The following is a 19,603-nucleotide window of genomic DNA, read 5'->3' as shown; positions in this document are numbered from 1 at the left end:
TACAGCGCCGCGCCTGCGGCCAGCCGCGGCTAGGCCGCCGCCCCGGCCAGCCCGCCCCGCCCCGGCGAGGGCGCGCCGTCGTCCCCGGCCGCCGGGCCCGCGCCTCCCCGGCCGCTCGGGGGGAGATGCACCGTGAAGGTCGAGCCCTTGCCGAGCTCGCTCTCCACGTCGATCCAGCCCCCGTGCTCGCGCACGATGCCGTAGGAGACGCTCAGCCCGAGGCCGGTGCCCTCGCCGACGTCCTTCGTGGTGAAGAACGGCTCGAAGATGCGGGCGATGTGCTCGGGCGCGATCCCGTCGCCGCGGTCGATCACCCGGATGGCGATGTGCTCGCCCTCGGCGCCGCCGTGATCGGCCGGGGGGCGCGCGAGCGCGCGCTCGACGCGGACGGTGAGCTCGCCGCCCCGCTTCATCGACTGCATGCCGTTCATGACGAGGTTCGTGAGCACCTGCTGCATCTGCCCGGCGTCCACCTCGGCCTCGGCGCGCGATGGGGCGAGATCCGCCTCGTCGAGGCGGAGCGTCACGCTCCGCTTGCGGGCGAGGGGCTCCAGGAGGGCCAGCGTCTGGCGCGCGATCTGCGCGAGATCGGCCGGCGCCTTCTGCGCCACCCGGCGGCGCGCGAAATCGAGCAGGTGCCGGATGATCTTCGTCATCCGGTCCGCCTGCTCGGCGATGATGCGGGCGCTGTCCGCCGCTTCCTCCGGCGGCAGGCCGCGGACGATCATCTTGGCGCGGCCTCCCACCACGTTGAGCGGCGTGCCGAGCTCGTGCGCGATGCCCGACGCGAGCTTCCCCACGGTGGTGAGCCGATCGGCGTGCCGGAGCTGCTCCAGCGCGGCGATGCGCGCGGTCGTCTCCCGGGCGGCGCGCTCGCGCGCCTCGGCCAGGTGTTCGCACATCGCGTTGATCTCGCGGGCGATCTGCCCGAGCTCGTCGCGCTGCGGCAGGAGCAGCGGACCGCCGAGGTCGCCTTCCCCGATGCGCCGGGTCTTGTCGACGAGCCGTCGCGTCGGGCGCCCGACGAGGATCTGCCCGAAGGTCATCGCCAGGAGCCCGCTCAGCGCCGCGAGGGCGATGATGGTGGTCACCGTGTTGACCACGCTCGCCTGGACGTACGTCTCCTCCTCCTCGAGCGACTCCGAGATCTCGATGGCCCCGACGCGCGTCGGGTCCACGGCGACCGGCGCGTACGTGTAGATGCGCCCGGTCCTGTCGCCCTCGCGCTGCATCCGGAACACCTCGGCGCCCCCGGAGAGCTCGGCGATCTCCTCGGCGGGCAGCGCCGGCGCGAAGCGATCGCCGGCCGGCGCGTCGAGCCACACCCAGCGGAAGCGCACGCCATCCTCGCGCTCGCTCGCCTCGCGAAGCACGCGGAGCGCCTCGTCGAGCCCGTCCCGGCGCCACGTCTCGGTCACCGCCGCGCGGAGCGCGATGCCGATGAGGTGCTCGTCGCGCCGCACGTCGGCCTCGAACAGCGCCCGTTCGCGCCGCACCGAGAGGTAGCCGTAGAGGCTCAGCACGGCGCACATGACGAGGACGAGGGCCAAGGTGAGCTTGCTGGCGAGCCGCATGATTGCTGGAGCAGAATGCAGGACGCGTGCGCATTCTCAAGGCCGCGCGTCGCTGCGCGGGCTGGCCTCGGGTCGCCCCGGATCTCCCCGGCGGGGCAAAACTCCCCTGGGCTGGCCCGCCGCCGCGCGGCGTCACGCGCGCTCCACGCCCTCCCACGAGCCGGTCGCCGCGAGCTGCGGCGCCGCCACCGGCGCCGACCAGCGCAGCGGCACCGCGTCCTCCCGAAAGACGCCCTCGGCCACGCGGAACCGCAGGAGCCGCTGGGCTCCGGCGAAGGCCGAGAGCTCCGGGCCGTCCCAGAGCACCTCGGCCTCTCCGGTCAGCGACAGCACCCCGCCCGACGCGAAATCCACGAAGAGCACCCCGGCGCGCGGGTTCAGCGCCAGGTTGCCGAACGTGTTGAACGCGAAATTGCCGGTGAAATCCGGCGAGGTCAGCACCGTGCGGCCGTCCTCCTCGGTCATGCGCACGAAGCCGGGCTTGCCGCCCCGGTGGGACACGTCGGCCCCCTCGACCGCGCTGCCCCCGCCCGCGGCCGGCGCGGCGGTCGCGATGAAGAACGTGTCCGCGCGCCGGATCAGCGCCGCCGCGCCGGCGGACAGCGCCGGTCCTTCCGCCTGCGCCGCAGGAGGCGCGGCGGCCGCGTCCGGCTCTCTCACGAACATCGGCGCTCGCGCCTGGATGTACTGCGCGCAGTTGCCGAAGCTCTGCCCGACCTCGACGACGAAGCCCCCGTCGCCGGCCTCGGTGATCGTGCCGTTCATCCGGTTGCGACGGCGGGTCTCGAGCTGGATGCCGAGGAGGCCCACGGGCGCGCCGGCCACGAGGTGTGCGGCGAGCGGATCGCCGGACGGAGGACGCGCGTTCACCGCGAGCGTCCGGGGATCCGGAGATGCGATGAACCCCGGCCGCCCCACCAGGATGGAGGCCCATGGCCGTCTCTGCGCGTCGAGGCTCCCGACGAGCAGAAACGGCAGCTTCGTGAACAGCTCGCGGTGCTGGTCGGGCATGAAGTCCCGGATGATCCTGCGTCCGGCCTTCTCGGCCCGCTCGCGCGCGCCGGCCCGCGCCTGCATGGCCATCTCGCCCGGGTGATAGGGTGATCCCTCACCGGGCCAGCCGGACGGGGCGGTCACGGGAGCGTCCTTTGCATTGGCACGAAGCCGGGCAGCTCCTCCACGCGGGCGAGCCACGCGCGGATGTGGCCAACCGGGTCGAGCGGCACGCCGCCCTCCGGCGCGTGCGCTGTATACGTGTACATCGCGACGTCGGCGAGGGTCGGCTCATCGCCCGAGAGGAAGCGCCGCGCCGCGAGGTGCTGGTCGACCACCGTGAAGAGCTGGGCGGCGATCGTCCTGGCCCGCTCGTGATCCAGCCTGAAGCCGAACACGCTCACGAGGCGCGCCGCCGCGGGCCCGGCCGCGAGCTGCCCCGCGGCCACGGAGAGCCATTGTTGAACGCGCGCCGCCGCCACCGGATCGCGCGGGAGCCAGCGCCCCGACGGGTCGTACCGCGCAGCCAGATAAACGAGGATCGCGTTGCTGTCGGCCATCGTCACGTCGCCGTCCTCGATCACCGGCACCTGACCGAAGGGGCTCTTGCTCAGGAATTCGGGCGTCTTGTGGGCGCCGTTCTTCAGATCGACGTCGATGCGCTCGAACGGAAGCCCGAGCAGCGACAGGAACAGCTCCACGCGGTGCGCGTGCCCCGAGAGCGGATGGCGATAGAGACGGAGTGGGCTGGCAGGGATCGTCATCGAGGTGTCCTTTCGACTGGATGGCTGCAGGAGGCGGCACAGCCCGCGTGTGCCTCTCTCCCGCTCGCCGACCGAAGATGCCCATTCCTTCCGCCGGGGGTAATGCCCGTCCTTGACAAGAGACCGTTCCAGGAACTGGAATAATCCGATGGATCGCCTGGACACCCTGCGCGTGTTCGTCGCCGTCGCCGACGAGGAGGGCTTCGCGCCCGCGGCGCGGCGGCTGTCGATGTCGCCGCCGGCGGTGACGCGGGCCATTTCCGCGCTCGAGGAGCGGATCGGCACGCGGCTCCTGCACCGCACCACGCGCATCGTCCGCCTGACCGAGGCGGGCGCCCGGTTCCTCGCGGACTGCAAGCGGATCCTGGGCGAGCTCGAGGAGGCCGAGGCGTCGGCGGCCGGGTCCCATGCCGCGCTGCGGGGGCAGGTCGGCGTGACGGCGCCGGTCATGTTCGGCCGGATGTTCGTCGCGCCGGTCGTCTTCGACTTCCTGGCGCGCCATCCACGCGTGACGGCGCGGACGCTGCTCGTCGACCGCATCGTCGACATGCTCGACGAGGGGCTCGACGTCGCCGTCCGGATAGCCCATCTGCCCGACTCGTCGCTGACCGCGATCCGCGTCGGCTCGGTGCGGCGGGTGGTCTGCGCGTCGCCGGGGTACCTGGCCGCGCGCGGCACGCCCGCGGCGCCGGCCGACCTGGCGCAGCGCGACACCGTCTCGTTCTCGCAGACGGGCTCTCCCGAGGAGTGGTCGTTCGCGTCGGGCGCGCGGGTCGAGAAGGTCCTCCCGCCGTCCCAGCTCCTCGTCAACACCGCCGACGTCGCCATCGCGGCGGCCGTGGCCGGGCGGGGGCTCGCGCGGGTGCTCTCCTATCAGATCGGCCCGGAGCTGCGCGACGGCCGCCTTTCCATCGTGCTCCCGGCGTTCGAGCCCCCGCCGGTCCCGATCCACGTCGTCCACGCCGAGGGCCGGCGCGCGGCGGCGAGGGTGCGGGCCTTCGTCGATTTCCTTGTCGAGCGGCTCCGGTCCGAGACGTGGCTCAGGTGAGCGCGGCTTGCGCCCCGCTCACTTCCCGTCGAGCACGAGGCATGTCGTGGTCGCGTGGGCGTAGAGCTTGCCGTCGTCCTTGCCGACCAGCCTGCCCTCCGCCGTCGCCACCCGCGACCCCACGTGGATCACGTGCGCCTCGGCGCGCACCGGCCCGGTCGCGGCCGTCATGGCCCGGACGTAGTTCACCTTGAGCTCCAGCGTGGTGTACCCCTTGCCCGCGGGCAGGGCGGTGTGGACGGCGCAGCCGAGCGCGGTGTCGAGCAGCGTGGCCGCATAGCCCCCGTGCACGGTGCCGAGCGGGTTGTACGCCCACTCGCCCGGGGTGGCCTCGAACGCGGCGTGCCCCGGACCGAGGTCTGCCGGGCGCATCTCGAAGGTGGCCGCCATGGGCGCCGCCGGCAGCTCGCCGCGCTGGATCTGCTGCAGCATCTCCAGGCCGGTCAGGCCTGCGGTGCGCGCAAGGGCCTCCTCGGGCGCGCGCCATCGCACGGTGCGGGAGCAGGTGGCGGCGGGGGCGGGCGCGGCGGCAACGGCGTTCGGCTCGGCGGTCTCCATGAGGTCCATCTCCTGTTCTCCCCCGATTCTGGGGTCCACGCCGGCTATTCGCCCGTGCAATCATCGCACAGGAGCTATTCACCCATGCATGGCCTGGACTGGGACGCTTTCCGGGTGCTGCTCGCCGTGGTCGAGCGGGGCAGCTTCTCTGCCGGGGCGCGCGCGCTGGGCATCAGCCAGCCCACGGCGGGTCGGAAGATCGCGGAGCTCGAGGGCGCGCTCGGGGCGCGGCTGCTCGTGCGCCGGAGCCGGGGCGTGCTGCCCACGCCGGCCGGCGAGGAGATCCTCGCAGAGGGCGAGATCGAGAATGTCTCGCTCGCACGTCAAGGCCGAGTAGACCAGCCGGCGATACCGGCGACGGCGCTCCCTCAGATGCCGTGGCCGAGCTCCACCCCGAGGACTCCGCTGAACCCGAGATAGTCGTCTCGCACCACCGTGTCGAAGCCGGGGAGCGCCGTGAAGCTCGCGCCCACGTAGGGCCTGATCCACGGTGCTTCATCCGGCTGGTACCCGAGGCGCAGCCCCCCATCGATGACCAACCCCATGGAGGCGTCCTTGTCCGCGAAGAGCTGATCTTCCCACGCGCTCACGCGCCGTCCGTCGGGCGTCTCTCGATCGCGCCCGTGCAAGTAGAATCCGAATCCGCCGTAGCCGACCGTCATCGGGATCTGGACCGCCAGCGCTTCCGCGAAGGGCAGCCGGAACGAGAGCCCAACGTGCACGCCCAGCATGGATCCGTCGGACTTGAGCTCGAGCGTGCGCTTTCCCTTGTAGGTCTGCCCTTCGGGCAGGGTGACGTCGAAGGTGGCCGGATTGATGGGCCCCGGTCGCCCGAGCCCACCCAGGCCGAGGCGCACCAGGCCGTTCGCGAAGGTCACGCCGGCCGCGAACGCCGGGCCGTGCGACACGTGTCCGCCCAGTCCCATCACGCGCCATTCGAGGTCGACGAAGCCGCCTACCGGGACGTCAGGCGCAGGGCGGGGGGCGCCGCGCGTCGCCGCGGCTCCGGGCCGCGGTGCGCCTTCGGCGCCCGCGTCGGCGGGCTCGACGGCTCGGGACGGAGCGTCCAGCGCCTGCGCGTCGGCCTGCGCGACCGCGAGCAGGAGCACGAGGCACGAGCTCGACGCGAGCGCCACGGGGCGAAGTCGCCGGCTGCAGCGGTCAGTGAGCGACACGTGAGCCTCCTGGTCCGAAAGCGAAGCGCGCTCCGAAGGAGCCCTCGAGGATGAACTTGCCGTTGTCGCCGTTGAATCCAAAGGTGCCTCCCGCGCTGGCGTCGAGGGTGAGGAGAACGTTCTCGGACACGGCGTAGCCAGCGCCCGCCGTCAGGACCTGAGCCAGGTCGGCCAGGTCCGTGGTTGGATCGAGCTCCAGCTCGAAGTCGAGGAGGGCCCCCGCGCGGAGCAGCCACACGTCGCCGAGCGCGACGTGAGCGATCATGGATAGCTCGTCGAAGTGCCGGATCCCCGACGCGGCCCCATCGCCCCCTCCGACGTCGTGGAGCGCCAGGAACCCCGACCTGAGGCGCAGGTCGAGCTCGAGCTGGCCGTGCGTCACGAGCGGCATCAGGACAACGGCCGCGCCCGAGACGTCGCTCGCGCCTTTCACCGTTTGCCCCCCGATGTACGCTCGATCGAGGGCCCAGAACGAGGCAACGGCGCCGAGCTGAGCCCCACCCGCGAGGCGCACGCGGCCATCGAGCTCCACGCCGCCGCCCGTGTTCCGACCCATGAGGCGTGATCCGAGGACGAAGCGAGCCTCCGGCGGCCCCGTGCGCGCGGCGTCGGCGCCGCGGGGCGCGACCTCCGGCGGCGGGGATGCCTCCGCGGCCTCGGCCGCGTGGAGGCCTGCAGGTGGCAGCAGCGTGCTCAAGAATGCGAGGAGGAGGAGCCGACGGCCCCGCCTCGGCTCTTCGAACCTGTGATGTACAAGCATGCACGCAGGATGGGCGGCGCCAGCTCATGCCGGTAGAGCTAGAATCTGGCTTACAGTGATGCTAATTCGGAATAAATAGGGCCATGGATCGATTCCTCGCGCTGCGCCTGTTCTGCAAGGTGGCGGACAGCGGCAGCTTCTCCCGAGCGGCGCGCGAGCTCTCGATGACGCAATCGGCTGCGAGCCGAGGGATAGCCGATCTGGAGTCGCGGCTGGGCCTCCGGCTGTTCGAGCGCTCCACCCGGCGCGTCGCGCTCACCCTGGAGGGGCGCGCGTACTACGAGCAGGTCGAGGAGCACGTGCGCGCGCTGGAGGACGCGGAGCTCCGCGCCTCCTCCGGCTTCGGGGACCTGGCTGGCCGCGTGAAGCTCTCGGCGCCCGGGGCGCTCGGTCGCCGGCTCCTCTTGCCGGAGCTCGTGCGGATCATGCACGAGTCGCCGGGGCTCGTCGTGGACGCCGCGTTCACCGATCAGCGGGTCGACCTCGTGGCCGGCGCGTTCGATTTCGCCCTTCGTGTCGGCAGCCGCAGCGAGCCGTCGTTCGTCGAGCGAAAGCTGGGAACCTCGCCCCAGTGGCTCGTCGGAAGCGCCGGCCTGTTCGCGGGTAAGCCGGTGCCGACATCCATGGCAGAGCTCGCCGCGGTGCGGGTCGTGGCGAGCGGTGGGGTGCGCGATTTAGAGAAGCTGGGGCTCACCGTCAGGCTCACGACCGACGACATCGAGGCGAACCTCAGGGCAGTGGAGGCAGGGCTCGGCGCGAGCGTGCTCCCGCGCTGGCTGGTCGGGCGTCGGGTCCAGGAGGGGCGCTTGATCCGGCTGCTGTCCAGGCTCCCGCTGCCGAGCCCACCCGTCGCCGTCGTGTACCCCCGGCGGCTCCGGCGCGTGGCGCGCCAGGTGCTGGAGCGGCTCGAGCGGCACCTCCAGAAGGAGCTCACCTTCGACGGATGAGCCAGCGGCCCGTCACCGCCCGCGCCCCGAGAGCGGCTCCCGCGCGCTCGGCGCGTCGTCCGCGTCCTCGCGCCGAGCCCTCCGCCTCCGCCGCCTCCGGACGGACACCCCGCTCGATTGCATGGCGAAGAGGAGCGCCTCCCTCAGGTTCGAGAGCGTCTTGATGTTCGACAGATCCAGCCCCAGCGACACCACCGTCTGCGCCACCTCGGGCCGGATGCCGACCACGATGCCCTGCGCGCCGAGCAGCGCGACGGCGTCGATCAGCCTCAGCACATGATCGGCCGTGCCCGCGTCCAGGGCGCTCACCCCGGTCAGATCGATGATCGCGTGACGGCACCGGGTCCGCGCCACGGCGTCGAGCAGCACCTCCATCATCTGCTGCGAGCGCTGCTCGTCCAACACGCCGAGCACAGGCATCGTCAGGACACCCTTCCAGACCTCGATGATCGGCGTCGACAGCGCCCGGATCGCCTCCTGCTGCTGCTCGATGATCTCGAGCCGCTCCTTCAGCATGGCCTGATGGCGCTTCTGCTCGGTGACGTCCGTCGCGCCGCCCGCCATCTGGAACGGCACGCCGCGCTCGTCCCACTCGGCCATGCCGCGGATGAACATGTCGCGGTACTCCCCGTCCTCGTGCCGCAGCCGGTACTCGATCTCGAACGGCCGCCGCTCCTCCAGGTGCGCCTTGAGCGCGGCCTGGACGGCGCTCCGGTCGTCGGGGTGCACGCGCTCGAAGAAGCTCATGAACGTCCCGCCCCACGCCGCGCGGCTGACGCCCATCAGCTCCAGCATGCGATCGCTCCACTCCGTCGTGTCCTCGCGGATGTTCCAGGACCAGATGCCCTCGTTCGACGCCTCCGCGAAGAGCCGGTAACGCGCCTCGCTCGTCCGCAGGGCGGCCTCGGCCCGGCGCACGTCGGCCACGTCGGTGGTGCCGCCGATCCACAGGACGATGTTCCCCGCCGCGTCGCGCTGCGGCAGCGCGCTCACCACGTGCTCGCGGTAGGTCTGGTCTCTCGCCCGCCACAGGCGGAACTCCGTCTCGTACGGCTCCCCCGTCTCCAGGCTCCGGGTCCACTTCGCGATCGTCTTCTGGACGTCATCCGGGTGCAGGACCCCGAGCCAGCCCTCGCCGAGCACCTGCTCTTCCGTGCGATCGAAGTAGTCGAGGACGGCCCGGTTCACGAAGTTCAGCTGGCCGTCCGGGCGCGAGGTCCACACCTGGACGGGCATGGCGTTCCCGAAGACCCGGAGCTGCGCGACCAGCTCGTCGGCCGGAGCGCCCTGCTGGGCCGCGGCGGCTTGCTGGAGCGCGGCGCCGGCCCCGCGCAGCCGGCTCGGCGGCGGCGCCTCGCGGCCGCCCGGGTCAGCCCCGGCGAGCCCGAGCGCGCGGGCGAGCGGCTCCTCCAGATCGACGGTGCGCTCGGCGCCGGTCTCCGCGATCCGGGCGCGGACGAGGCGGAGGAGCTCCTTCCGGACCTCCTCTTCGATCCGGGCATGCAGGTAGTCCCTCGAGCCGGCCTGCGGCTCGGCGAACAGCACCGACTCCGCCGCCGGCTCCGCGACGTCGAGGAAGATCCCGAGCGGCGCACACGGCCTCGGCGTGATGCGCAGCACGATCGTCGCGCCGAGCCGGTGCTCCGCGGCCTCGGCCTCACCGGCCGTGTCGACCCGGACCGTCAGGGCCTGCGGGATCGAGACATCGAATGCGCCGCTCGCGCCGCGCGTCACCGTCGCGTCGCCGGCCTGGAAGTCGACCGTGAGGCGCGACATTTTCCCGAGGACCTTGAGCTCCCTCTCCTCGCGGCGCCCGAGCGGGAGTAGGGCCATCGCCCGCCGGCGAATCACGTCGTCCGTCATCGTGAGCTCGATGAGGCTCCGGCCAAACTCCTCGAGCGTCAGCCCTCCGTTCTTCACCATGTCTCCTTCCCGATGCCGCCAGCCCTCCTCGCGCCCAGGGAGGCCAGCCCGTCAGCCTAGTGCCCCGCGCAGCGCGCCGGAAGCCCTCGCGACGCTCAGCTCGACGCCGATGTATACCGTCCTATCGCCCGTTTCCACACCGCGCGCGCGACGGCGCCGAAGGCGAGCGCCCCGAGCGCCGCGGCGGCGGCCGTGCGCGGGGCGATGGTGCCGAGCATCGCCTCCGCCGGGTAGGTGGTCATCAGGGCGAGCGGGACGACGACCGTGAACGCGATGCGCCAGAATCCGTTGAAGATCGTGACCGGCCAGCGCGCGAAATCAAAGAGGGAGTTGAAGAGGTAAGCCAGGTTGTCGAGGCGCACGACCCAGAACGCGGCGGAGATGACCAGGATGCAGATGGAGTAGAGCACCAGGGTCGCCGTCACGAGCAGTCCGAGCGAGAGCGCCAGGTGGGCGGGCGCGGGGGCGCGGCCCATCTTCGTGAACGCATAGACGAAGATCGCCGCCGCGGCCGCGGCGTCCACGACCTTGCGGACCTCGAACCGGGCCGTGGAGACGAGGAACTGCGCGTCCGCCGGCTTGAGCAGCGTGAAGTCGAGCGTGCCTTTCCGGATCTGGTCGACCACGCTGATGAGCGACGGGTTCACGGCCCCTTCGAGGACGCCCTTGAGCAGCGTGAACCACCCGACCACCACCAGCGCGCGCTCGTAGGTCCAGCCGTGGATCGGCGGTCGGCCGACGAGCGCGATGTGGAGCGGGACGAGCCCGACCAGCGTCCAGACCACGGTCATCACCGCGCCGAGGAGGAAATCCCACCGGTACTGCATGCCGAGCGCGAGCGACACCCGGAGCTGCGTCGCGAGCAACCGGAGATAACGCACGCCGCTCACCCGCCGAACGCCGAGAACCGCTGGACGCCCGCGCGCCACGCGACGAGCGCCGCGGCGGCGGTGCCGGCCGCGAAGGCCCACTGCACGGCGAGCTCGGTCAGCGCGCGGCCCGGGTCGAGCAGGCCGGTGATGAGCTCGACCGGGAACGCGAGGCTGTACCGGAACGGCAGGACCCGCGCGACGTCGCCGAGCCACGAGGGGAACAGCTCGAGCGGGACGAGGTAGCCGGCGAAGACCATGAAGGCCGCAAGGTAGATGTCGAACACCGCGGTCGAGCTCTCGATCACGAACGCGAGCGAGCCGATCAGCGCCATCGTGAAGAAGTTGATCATCCAGGCGCCGACGAGCGACGCCGCCCAGATCCCGAGATCGAGGGGCGTCGGATGGAACCGCTCGCCCGAGGTCACGGCCAGGGCGATGACCGCGATGGGCAAGCAGAGCGCCGCCCGCAGCGGCAGCGCGGCGAGGTTGTCGGCGGCGTAGGCGACGAGCGGGTGGATCGGCCGGAGCAGGCGCTGCGAGAGGGCGCCGCTCTTGATCTCCATGTTCATCTCCCAGACAAGCCACGAGCCGGTCATCTGCCGGACGATGAGGATCGCCAGGAAATACGCGGTGAAGTCGCTCGCCCCGAAGCGGCCGACCGGGGCGCTCGCGGCCACCGCCGACCAGAGCGCGAGGCTCACGAGCGGCATCGTCGTCGTGAGCATCCAGATCAGCATCTCGGCCCGGTACGCCATCGCGGCCGCGAGCCCGACGCGGAGCAGCGTGGGGAACGCCCGGGCCGCCCTGGAGAGCGCGCTCACGACGCGGCCTCGCCCGCGGCGTCCGCCCGCTCGCCCGGCCGCTCCTCGCCCGCGAAGAGCTCGCGCATCACCTCCTCCAGGGGAGGATCCTCCACCGTGAGATCCGCGATGTCGGTCTGGCTGAGCAGCCAGGACATGGCCGGCCGCAGCTCCTCCTGCGACACCTGAAGCACCGCGCGGCCCGGGTCGAGCGAGAGGACGGAGCCGACCCGCTCGAGGAGCGCCCGGTCGACCGGGCCGCCGAAGCGCAGCGCGATCCGCTTGTGAGGCCGCACGCTCCGGACGAGCGCCGCGAGGTCGCCGTCGTAACGCAGCCTCCCCTTGTCGATGACGATGACCCGAGGGCAGAGCGCCGCCACGTCGTCCATGTAATGGGACGTGAGCACGACCGTGGCCCGCCGCTGCTCGTTGTAGCGGCGGATGAACTCCCGGACGCCGAGCTGCATCGCGACGTCGAGCCCGATCGTCGGCTCGTCGAGGAACAGGATCTCCGGCCGGTGCAGCAGGGCGGCCGCGAGCTCGCACTTCATGCGCTCGCCGAGCGAGAGCTGCCGTGTCGGCTTCGTGGCGATGGCGGCGATCCCGAGCAGGTCTTCCAGCTCACCCAGGGTCTGTTTGAAATCCGCATCACTGATCCCGTAGATGGCGCGATTCAGGGCGAAGGTCTCGACGGGCGGGAGATCCCAGAGCAGCTGCTGCTTCTGGCCCATCACGAGGGTGATGCGCTTGAGAAAGCTGGCCTCGCGGTGCTGCGGGACGAAGCCCGCGACCCGGACCCGGCCGCCCGACGGGTGGAGCAGCCCGGCGAGGACCTTCAGCGTCGTTGTCTTGCCGGCGCCGTTCGGGCCCAGGAAGCCGACGCGCTCGCCCGGCGCGATCGAGAACGAGAGGTCGTCGACCGCGTGGACCAACCTGGTGCGGCGCCTGAAAACCGAGCGCACCATGGCGGAGAAGCCGGGGGCGCGCTCGTGGACCCGGTACGTCTTCGAGAGCGATTCCACCGCGATGGCGCTCGACGTCTCTACCATGGTCGGCGGACACTAGCACCTCCGCGCTCGAGCTCTCACGACGAGAGGTGCTCGACCCGCCCCTCCTGGGCTAACCTCGATGCGTGGGGGGCGACGGTCGCCCGGATTCCCCTATGCCGCAGAGCTTCAAGGACGACACGATCCACGACACCCCGCTCCCGGCGAGCGGCGCCCGGCAGGGGGCCGAGTCGGCGAGCGCCACCGCGGCGACCGGCCCGCGGCAGGTCCTCGCCGGGCGGTACGAGCTCCTCGGGCTGGTCGGCATCGGCGGGATGGGGAGCGTGTACCGCGCCCGCGATCTGGAGCTCGCGGAGGTCGTCGCGGTCAAGGTGCTGCGCCGCGAGCTCAGCGGCGCGCCCGACGTGCTCGAACGGTTCCGCCGCGAGGTGCGGCTCTCGCGCAAGGTGACGCACCCGAACGTGGCGCGCGTCTTCGACATCGGCGAGCACGAGGGCGACCGGTTCCTGACGATGGAGTTCATCGACGGCGAGCCGCTCGCCGCGCTCGTCGCGCGCGAGCGGCGGCTCGCCGTGACCCGCGCCATCGACATCGTGGAGGGCGTGTGCGCGGGGCTCAAGGCCGCGCACCGGGCCGGCGTCATCCACCGCGATCTCAAGCCGGACAACGTGCTGCTCGGGCGCGACGGGCGCGTCGTCCTGACCGACTTCGGGATCGCGCGCGCGATCGTGCCGGACGGCGAGGCGGGCAAGACGCTGGGCGCGGTCCTGGGGACGCCGGCGTACATGGCGCCCGAGCAGGTGCAGGGCGCCACGGACATCGACGAGCGCGCCGACCTCTACGCGCTCGGCGCGATGCTCTACGAGATGCTCACGGGCGAGCGCGCGTGGCAGGGCGACGCGCCGCTCGCCGTCGCCGCGGCGCGGCTCGTCGCCGACCCGCCCGACCCGCGGCACCGGCGCGCCGACCTGCCCGACGCGCTCTCGCGCGTGGTGCTCCGCTGCATGGCGCGCTCTCGCGACGACCGGTACGCGTCCGTCGAGAGCGTCGCGCAGGAGCTCGCGTCGCTCACGCGCCCGGCCACGGTCGCCTCGCCGGCGTTCACGCCGCCGCACGAGCGGACGGCGATCTCGGGGTCGGTCTCCGGGACGGGCGATCCGGGCGGCAAGAGCGTCGCGGTCCTGCCGTTCACGAACCAGGGCTCGGCGTCCGACGCGTACCTGGCCGAGGAGCTGACCGATGATCTCATCGACACGCTCTCGATGACCCCGGGCCTGCGGGTGAGGCCGCGCGGGGCGGCCTCGCGGCGCCCGGGCGGCGAGGTCGATCCGCGCGAGATCGGGCGCGAGCTCGGGGTGCAGATGGTCGTCGGCGGCTCGGTGCGGCGGCGCGACGGGACGGTGCGGATCAGCGCGCGGCTCGTCTCTGTCGCCGACGGCTTCCAGCTGTGGGCGAAGCGCTTCGACCGCCCCGAGACCGAGGTGCTGCGGATCAACGACGAGGTGGCCGAGGCGGTCGCGGCGGCGCTCACCCTCGACGGGGCCGCCCCGAGCCGCACGGCGCCGAGCGATCCGGTCGCGCTCGACCTGTTCCTGCGCGGGCGCCACGAGTACCGCAGGTTCTGGCCGGAGCACCAGGCGCGCGCGATCGCGCTCTTCGAGCAGGCGCTCGAGCGCGCGCCCGAGGATCCGATGATCCTGTCGGCCTACGCGCTCGCGCGCTCGCGCTTCTGGTTCTTCACGGATCAGGGCGGCGACCTGGCCACGCAGGCGGCGACGCGCGCCGTCGCCGCGGCGCCCGAGCTGCCGGACGCGCGGCTCGCGATGGCGTCGGTGCGGTTCCAGCGCCTCGACGTGGTCGGGGCGATGCGGGAGCTCAAGGCGGCGCTCGCGTCCCGCTCCGGGAACGCCGAGGCGGAGGGCCTCATCGCCAGCATCCTGCTCGAGTGCGGCGCGTTCGAGGACGGCGCGCGGCGTGCGCGGTCCGCGCTGGCGCGCGATCCGGAGGTGGTGCTCGCGGCGTATGCCCTGGCGCGCGCGCACGCGCTCCTGGGCCAGTGGGCGGAGGGCGAAGCCGTGATCGATGCGCTGCCGTCCGGGGCCAGCACCACGGGCCACTCCGTCCTGTGGATGCGCCGCGCGATGTGGCAGCGCGCCCCGGAGGTGCTCGAGGCGCTCTCGCAGAAGCGCGTGCGTGACGCCTTCCCGTACGCCCCCGATCCGTTCCTGTCGCTGATCGGCGACGTCCTGGAGGACCGGCTGTCGGACGTCCGGCCGGCGTCTGCGCAGGGCGCGGGCCCGGGCGTCACGGCGCTGCGGCGCACGTCGTTCATGCGGCAGCTCCAGGCGGAGATCGCGGCCTTCGTCGGCAAGTCGGAGCTCGCGCTGACCGCGCTCGATCTCTCGCTGGCCGACGGCCTGTTCGACCTGATCTGGATCGAGCGCTGCCCCGTCTTCGCGTCCCTGCGCGCGGAGCCGCGCTACGCGACCCTCCACGCCGAGGTGAAGCGGCGGGCCTCCGCCGTGGTCGCGGTGTACCGCGAGCGCTGACGCGCGCGGCGTCCGGGGAGCCGGCGCTCAGCTCGGCGCGCGGAAGAGCGCGAGCACGCCGGTGTAGAGGGCGAGCCTGGCCTGGCCCGGCGCCCAGGGGGTGATCTCGAAGCTCGAGTGCATGCCGGCGATCGGGAGATCCGCGAAGCGCTGGCGCAGGATGCGCGCCTCGACGTCCGGCGCCCCGTACAGGCCCTGGCCGCGCCCGGCGCAGCTCAGGTAGAGCGCGAAGCGGGGGGCCGACCCGAGCGCGCTCCGGGACACCTGCCGGGCGATCCCCTCGAGCCCGGCGCGGGCGGCGGCGGCGTCGCGCACGGCGAAGGCGAGGCGCACGCCGGGCTTCGCGTCGTCGCCGAGCAGGAGCCCGCGCCGCGACGGATCGACGCCGCGGATCGGCCGCAGCACGTAACGCTCGGAGCGGAGCGCCGCCGCCTCCGCGGCCTCGCCGCGCGGCTCCGCGGCGCCGCCGTGCGGATCGAGCGGGTCGGCGAGCGCGGCGAGGACGAGCTGCTGGGGGCTGGGCGGCTCGCCGAGCGAGGCGGTCGCGGCGGACAGCAGGTCGAGCGCCGCCCGTCCGCCGGCGCGCAGCACGACGCCGCCGCTCACGTCCTCGATGGGGTGGAAGCCTTCGAGCAGCCTGGCGGCGGGCGAGGAGTCGACGATCGGCGGGGCGAACCCGGTGATGGCGAGGCCGATCGCCGGGCCTTCGAGCAGCTCGCCCTCGGACGTCACGCCGATGGCGGAGCCGGACGCGGTCCCGGCGCCGAACAGGCACGCGCCGGGCGCGCAGGAGGCGAACGCCTCGAGCATCTCGGGGGCGAACGCGCCGGGCCGGGCGAAGACGATGGCGGTCGCGGAGCGGTGGCCGATGGTGCGGGCGAGGGGCTCGCGCAGGCGGCGGCCCGGCTCCTCGGCGCGCTCGGGCAGCGCGAACGGGGTGACCCGACCGCCGGACCAGAGCACGCCGCTCGCGCCGGTGTCCCCCTCGATCTCGCCGCGCTCGCTGAGCACGCCCGCGGCCGGCACCACGCAGGCGGGGGTGCCGCGCCAGGTGCTACGGACGAGCTCGGCCACGCCCGAGGCGCGCTGGGCGAGCTGCCCGGACACGAAGACGACCCCGCCCGAGGCCGACGGGACGGCGCTGCGCAGGTCGGTCAGGTGGTGGCGAAGGCCATCCGGCCCACAGGTCGCGGAGAAGCTTCGTGCCATGGCTGGCCCATCCATCCTAACCGAGCCCTCGCCCACTCGACAGGCCCCGCTGAAGAAGTTTATCGTGCGACAGTTGCGCCGACGCCTCGGGGCTTTCCCCACCGGGCGGCGATCGAAGGACCGGGCAAGCTCGATGAGGATCGAATCATTTGGCCGCACCGACGTCGGGCGCCATCGACGCGCCAACGAGGATGCGTTCTTCCGGGACGACGAGCTCCGCCTCTACATCGTCGCGGACGGGATGGGCGGGCACGCGGCCGGCGAGGTCGCGAGCGCCGAGGCGGTCGAGACGATCTACGGCATGGTCAAGCGAGGCCTGCCGGCCATCGGCGACCCTGACGAGCCGCTGACGCAGCCCAAGGCGCGCGCCGTGCTGCGGATCCTCGAGGGCGCGATCCAGGCGGCGACGTACATGGTCTTCGCCATCGCCGAGCTCGACCGCGACAAGAGCGGCATGGGCACGACGATCAGCGCGGCGCTCATCGTCGGCGGCGCGCTCGTGACCGGCCAGGTGGGCGACAGCCGCATCTACCAGCTCCGCAACGGGACCGCGGTGCAGATGACCGAGGATCACACGCTGATCGCGTGGCAGATCAAGAACGGGCTCATCTCTCCGGACGAGGCGAAGAGCTCGCCTCACCGCAACGTGATCACGCGCGCGGTGGGCAACAGGGACTATGTCGAGGTCGACACCTCGATCGTGGCCGTGGAGGCGGGCGATCGATACCTGCTCTGCTCCGACGGGCTGCACGGCTATCTCCACGCCGAGGAGGAGATCGCGAGCATCGCCTCGAAGGGCGGCGACACGGCCGTCGACCTCTTCATCGAGCTCGCGAATCGGCGCGGGGGGCGGGACAACATCACCGCGGTGCTCGTCGAGGTGGGCTGACGCGCGGGCTGACGCGCCCGCTCGAAAGTCGGCTAGGCTGCGCGCATGGCGCTGAAGGACAAACTGGTCTCCGAGGGGTTGAAGCTCGCCGCGAACCCGAACGTGGCGAAGCTGATGCAGGACGAGCGGTTCATGCGGCTGTTCATGACCGCGATGAGCGTGCCCGGCCGGGTCTCCTCGTTCACGGCGGAGCAGAAGGAGACGTTCGCCAAGGCGATGGGCCTGGCGACCGTCGAGGAGGTCCGCGACCTCAAGCGAACGGTGGCCTCCCTGGAGCGCGAGATCGCGAAGCTCAGGCGGGACGGCTGACCGCGGCGCGGCGCGGGCGAGACGCCGCGCCCGGTCAGCCTCTACGCGCGCCGCAGGGTCACTTCGTGTCGCCGCGCGCGTAGATGCTGGCCACGTAGTCGAGCACGTCGCGCGCCGAGACCTCGTTGTACCCGAAGTACTTGATCATCCGGGTCTTGATGATGTCGATCTTCTCCTGCGTCTCCTTGTCGATGACGCTCGACACGAGGGTCTGGAGCTTGATCGCGTCCTTCTGGTCCTCGAACAGCTTGAGCTCGAGGGCGCGGCGCAGCCGGTCGTTCGTGTGCCACTCGAACTTCTTGCCGTCGACCGCGAGCGCGCCGATGTAGTTCATGATCTCGCGGCGGAAGTCGTCCTTCCGGTTCTCGGGGATGTCGATCTTCTCCTCGATCGAGCGCATGAGCCGCTCGTCCGGCTCGACGTCCTCGCGGGTGAAGCGGTCCTTCACCTTCTCCTTCAAGGTGTAGGACTTGATCGAGTCGATGTAGTTCGCGGCGAGCTTCTGGATCGCGTCCTCGTCGGCGCTGATCGCCCGCTGCACCTCGTTCTTGACGAGCTCCTCGTACTCGCGCTTCACCATCCCGATGCACTCGGTGAAGCGCTTGCGCTGCTCGTCGTTCGTGATGAGCGAGTGGTGGCGCAGGCCCTTCTCGAGCTCGCTCATGACCATGAAGGGGTTGATCGTCCCCTCGCCGAGGTCGTTCACGAGCGCGTTCGAGATCTTGTCCTGCACGTAGCGGGGGCTGATCCCTTCCATGCCCTCGCGCGACGCCTCCTTGCGGAGCTCCTTCACGGTGTCCTGCGTGTAGCCGGGCAGGACCTTGCCGTCGTAGAGCTTCATCTTCTGGACGAGCGACAGGTTGTGCTTCTTCGGGTCCTCGAGCCGGGTGAGCGCGGCCCACATCGCGGCGACCTCGAGCGTGTGAGGGGCGATGTGCTTGCCGCGGATCTTGTTCTTGTTGAAGTCCTTCTCGTAGATCCGGATCTCCTCCGACACCTTCGTGATGTAGGGGATATCGATCTTGATCGTGCGGTCGCGGAGCGCCTCCATGAACTCGTTGTTCAGGAGCTTCTTGTACTCGGCCTCGTTCGTGTGGCCGATGATGACCTCGTCGACGTCCGTCTGGGCGAACTTCTTCGGCTTGATCTTGTGCTCCTGCGACGCGCCGAGCAGGTCGTAGAGGAACGCGACGTCGAGCTTCAGCACCTCGATGAACTCGACGATGCCGCGGTTCGCGATGTTGAACTCGCCGTCGAAGTTGAAGGCGCGCGGGTCCGAGTCCGAGCCGTACTCGGCGATCTTGCGGTAGTTGATGTCGCCGGTGAGCTCGGTCGAGTCCTGGTTCTTCTCGTCCTTCGGCTGGAAGGTGCCGATGCCGATGCGGTCCTTCTCGCTGAGCACGAGGCGGCGCACGCGCACGTGCTGCATCACCTTCGACCAGTCGCCGCCGTACTTGTCCATCAGGCGGTTGAAGATGAAGCGGCACGCCGGGTCGAGGTCGCCCTCGGAGCGGACCTGGAACTGCGGGCTCGAGAGGCCGAGCTCGTGGAACGCGCGGTCGCGCCAGGACGGCGGGACGAGGCGCAGCGGCTCCTCGTGCATCGGGCACTTGAAGCGGGCGCTCTCCGTCCCCGCCATGCCGACGTCGTCGAGGTTCACCCAGTCGAACGTGTAGAGCGCGCCGTCGGGGGTCGTCGAGTAGTGCTCGATCCCCTTCTTGAGCAGCCGGGCGATCGTCGACTTCGACGAGCCGACCGGGCCGTGCAGCAGGATGACGCGCTTCTCCGGGCCGTACCCCTCGGAGGCGGCCCGGAGCACGTGGACGAGCCGCATCAGCGGGATGTCGAGCCCGTACACGGCGTCGGCGCCGCCGTGCATCTCATCCTTGAAGAAGTTGTACCGGATGAGCTTCTTCTTGTTGTCCGTGTACTCCTCGATGCCGTAGCGGATGATCATGTCGTACGCCCGCTGGAACGCGTTGCGCGTCACCTGCGGGTTCTGGCGCACGATCTGGAGGTACTCTTCGAACGTGCCCTCCCACGCGAGATCGCGGTAGAGCGCGAAGTCCTGCAGCGCCGCGATCTTCTCAACCATCCCTGTCCGCAACTCGCCCATTTCGCACCTTTTTCTCCGGGGCGACCGCGGGGCGGCCTTGGCCGCCGGAGGTGCGGGAGCGAAGCCCGGCTCTCCGAGCTCCGCCCTCCATCGTGCGCCGCGCGCCCAGG

Annotated in this window: 17 protein-coding genes and 1 pseudogene; 6 read left to right on the top strand and 12 right to left on the bottom strand. The window is 71.7% G+C overall.

Annotation, left to right across the window (positions count from 1 at the left end):
* Positions 1-29: 29 nt before the first annotated feature.
* The 3 genes from WMF36_RS36690 to WMF36_RS36680 all read right to left on the bottom strand — a co-directional run bounded on the left by WMF36_RS36690 (position 30) and on the right by WMF36_RS36680 (position 3,331).
* Positions 30-1,574: a sensor histidine kinase gene (locus tag WMF36_RS36690; protein WP_437575469.1), complete on the bottom strand. Its 1,545-nt coding sequence runs from the start codon at positions 1,572-1,574 to the stop codon at positions 30-32.
* Positions 1,575-1,706: 132 nt separating this feature from the next.
* The gene (locus WMF36_RS36685; protein ID WP_437575468.1) at positions 1,707-2,711 is read right to left on the bottom strand and encodes a pyridoxamine 5'-phosphate oxidase family protein; all 1,005 of its coding nucleotides are present in this window, start codon (positions 2,709-2,711) and stop codon (positions 1,707-1,709) included.
* Positions 2,708-3,331: a glutathione S-transferase family protein gene (locus WMF36_RS36680; RefSeq protein WP_437575467.1), complete on the bottom strand. Its 624-nt coding sequence runs from the start codon at positions 3,329-3,331 to the stop codon at positions 2,708-2,710. Before WMF36_RS36680 ends, WMF36_RS36685 begins: the two co-directional genes overlap by 4 nt.
* 148 nt (positions 3,332-3,479) lie before the next feature.
* On the opposite strand from WMF36_RS36680, the gene WMF36_RS36675 reads away from it, so the two are divergent.
* Positions 3,480-4,379 carry a LysR family transcriptional regulator gene (locus WMF36_RS36675; protein ID WP_437575466.1) on the top strand — a complete coding sequence of 300 codons (900 nt, stop codon included), beginning with the start codon at positions 3,480-3,482 and terminating at the stop codon, positions 4,377-4,379.
* Positions 4,380-4,397: 18 nt separating this feature from the next.
* On the opposite strand, the gene WMF36_RS36670 is transcribed toward WMF36_RS36675, so the two are convergent.
* A complete protein-coding gene (locus WMF36_RS36670; RefSeq protein WP_437575465.1) occupies positions 4,398-4,937 on the bottom strand; it encodes a PaaI family thioesterase in 540 nt (179 codons plus the stop codon).
* An 84-nt stretch (positions 4,938-5,021) separates the two neighbouring features.
* On the opposite strand from WMF36_RS36670, the gene WMF36_RS36665 reads away from it, so the two are divergent.
* A complete protein-coding gene (locus tag WMF36_RS36665) occupies positions 5,022-5,357 on the top strand; it encodes a helix-turn-helix domain-containing protein (RefSeq protein ID WP_437575464.1) in 336 nt (111 codons plus the stop codon).
* On the opposite strand, the gene WMF36_RS36660 is transcribed toward WMF36_RS36665, so the two are convergent.
* Together WMF36_RS36660 and WMF36_RS36655 are read right to left on the bottom strand one after the other, a co-directional pair.
* The gene (locus WMF36_RS36660; RefSeq protein WP_437575463.1) at positions 5,306-6,112 is read right to left on the bottom strand and encodes a hypothetical protein; all 807 of its coding nucleotides are present in this window, start codon (positions 6,110-6,112) and stop codon (positions 5,306-5,308) included. The genes WMF36_RS36665 and WMF36_RS36660 overlap by 52 nt on opposite strands.
* Positions 6,099-6,809 (bottom strand): hypothetical protein, encoded by a 711-nt coding sequence (locus WMF36_RS36655; RefSeq protein WP_437575462.1) that lies wholly within the window; start codon positions 6,807-6,809, stop codon positions 6,099-6,101. Before WMF36_RS36655 ends, WMF36_RS36660 begins: the two co-directional genes overlap by 14 nt.
* Before the next feature lie 146 nt (positions 6,810-6,955).
* Here WMF36_RS36655 and WMF36_RS36650 point away from each other — a divergent pair, with 146 nt between their 5' ends.
* The gene (locus WMF36_RS36650; RefSeq protein ID WP_437575461.1) at positions 6,956-7,819 is read left to right on the top strand and encodes a LysR family transcriptional regulator; all 864 of its coding nucleotides are present in this window, start codon (positions 6,956-6,958) and stop codon (positions 7,817-7,819) included.
* A gap of 12 nt (positions 7,820-7,831) precedes the next feature.
* Here the strand turns inward: WMF36_RS36650 and WMF36_RS36645 are convergent, their stop codons facing one another.
* The 4 genes and pseudogenes from WMF36_RS36645 to WMF36_RS36630 all read right to left on the bottom strand — a co-directional run.
* Positions 7,832-9,742 carry a PAS domain-containing protein gene (locus WMF36_RS36645; RefSeq protein WP_437575460.1) on the bottom strand — a complete coding sequence of 637 codons (1,911 nt, stop codon included), beginning with the start codon at positions 9,740-9,742 and terminating at the stop codon, positions 7,832-7,834.
* A 95-nt stretch (positions 9,743-9,837) separates the two neighbouring features.
* Positions 9,838-10,623: an ABC transporter permease gene (locus WMF36_RS36640; RefSeq protein ID WP_437575459.1), complete on the bottom strand. Its 786-nt coding sequence runs from the start codon at positions 10,621-10,623 to the stop codon at positions 9,838-9,840.
* 5 nt (positions 10,624-10,628) lie between these two features.
* Positions 10,629-11,435, bottom strand: coding sequence for an ABC transporter permease (locus WMF36_RS36635; RefSeq protein WP_437575458.1), 807 nt, complete (start codon positions 11,433-11,435; stop codon positions 10,629-10,631).
* A pseudogene (locus tag WMF36_RS36630) lies at positions 11,432-12,340 on the bottom strand (ABC transporter ATP-binding protein); the annotation flags it as partial. The gene WMF36_RS36635 and the pseudogene WMF36_RS36630, both read right to left, overlap by 4 nt.
* A gap of 236 nt (positions 12,341-12,576) precedes the next feature.
* On the opposite strand from WMF36_RS36630, the gene WMF36_RS36625 reads away from it, so the two are divergent.
* Positions 12,577-14,970 carry a protein kinase domain-containing protein gene (locus WMF36_RS36625; protein ID WP_437575457.1) on the top strand — a complete coding sequence of 798 codons (2,394 nt, stop codon included), beginning with the start codon at positions 12,577-12,579 and terminating at the stop codon, positions 14,968-14,970.
* A 27-nt stretch (positions 14,971-14,997) separates the two neighbouring features.
* Here WMF36_RS36625 and WMF36_RS36620 read toward each other — a convergent pair whose 3' ends face one another.
* The gene (locus WMF36_RS36620; RefSeq protein WP_437575456.1) at positions 14,998-16,179 is read right to left on the bottom strand and encodes an FIST C-terminal domain-containing protein; all 1,182 of its coding nucleotides are present in this window, start codon (positions 16,177-16,179) and stop codon (positions 14,998-15,000) included.
* A gap of 133 nt (positions 16,180-16,312) precedes the next feature.
* Between WMF36_RS36620 and WMF36_RS36615 the strand changes: the two genes are divergently transcribed.
* Both WMF36_RS36615 and WMF36_RS36610 read left to right on the top strand, forming a co-directional pair.
* Positions 16,313-17,068 (top strand): PP2C family protein-serine/threonine phosphatase, encoded by a 756-nt coding sequence (locus WMF36_RS36615; RefSeq protein WP_437575455.1) that lies wholly within the window; start codon positions 16,313-16,315, stop codon positions 17,066-17,068.
* A gap of 45 nt (positions 17,069-17,113) precedes the next feature.
* Positions 17,114-17,377 (top strand): hypothetical protein, encoded by a 264-nt coding sequence (locus WMF36_RS36610; protein ID WP_437575454.1) that lies wholly within the window; start codon positions 17,114-17,116, stop codon positions 17,375-17,377.
* A 58-nt stretch (positions 17,378-17,435) separates the two neighbouring features.
* Here the strand turns inward: WMF36_RS36610 and WMF36_RS36605 are convergent, their stop codons facing one another.
* Complete coding sequence (locus WMF36_RS36605; protein ID WP_437575453.1) at positions 17,436-19,493, bottom strand: PrkA family serine protein kinase; 2,058 nt, start codon at positions 19,491-19,493, stop codon at positions 17,436-17,438.
* Between the last annotated feature and the right edge of the window lie 110 nt (positions 19,494-19,603).

The organism is Sorangium sp. So ce887 (assembly GCF_051521455.1).
Lineage (GTDB): Bacteria > Myxococcota_A > Polyangia > Polyangiales > Polyangiaceae > Sorangium.
Note: the sequence above shows the minus strand (reverse complement) of the source record. Positions and strands in the feature narration are given on the sequence as shown.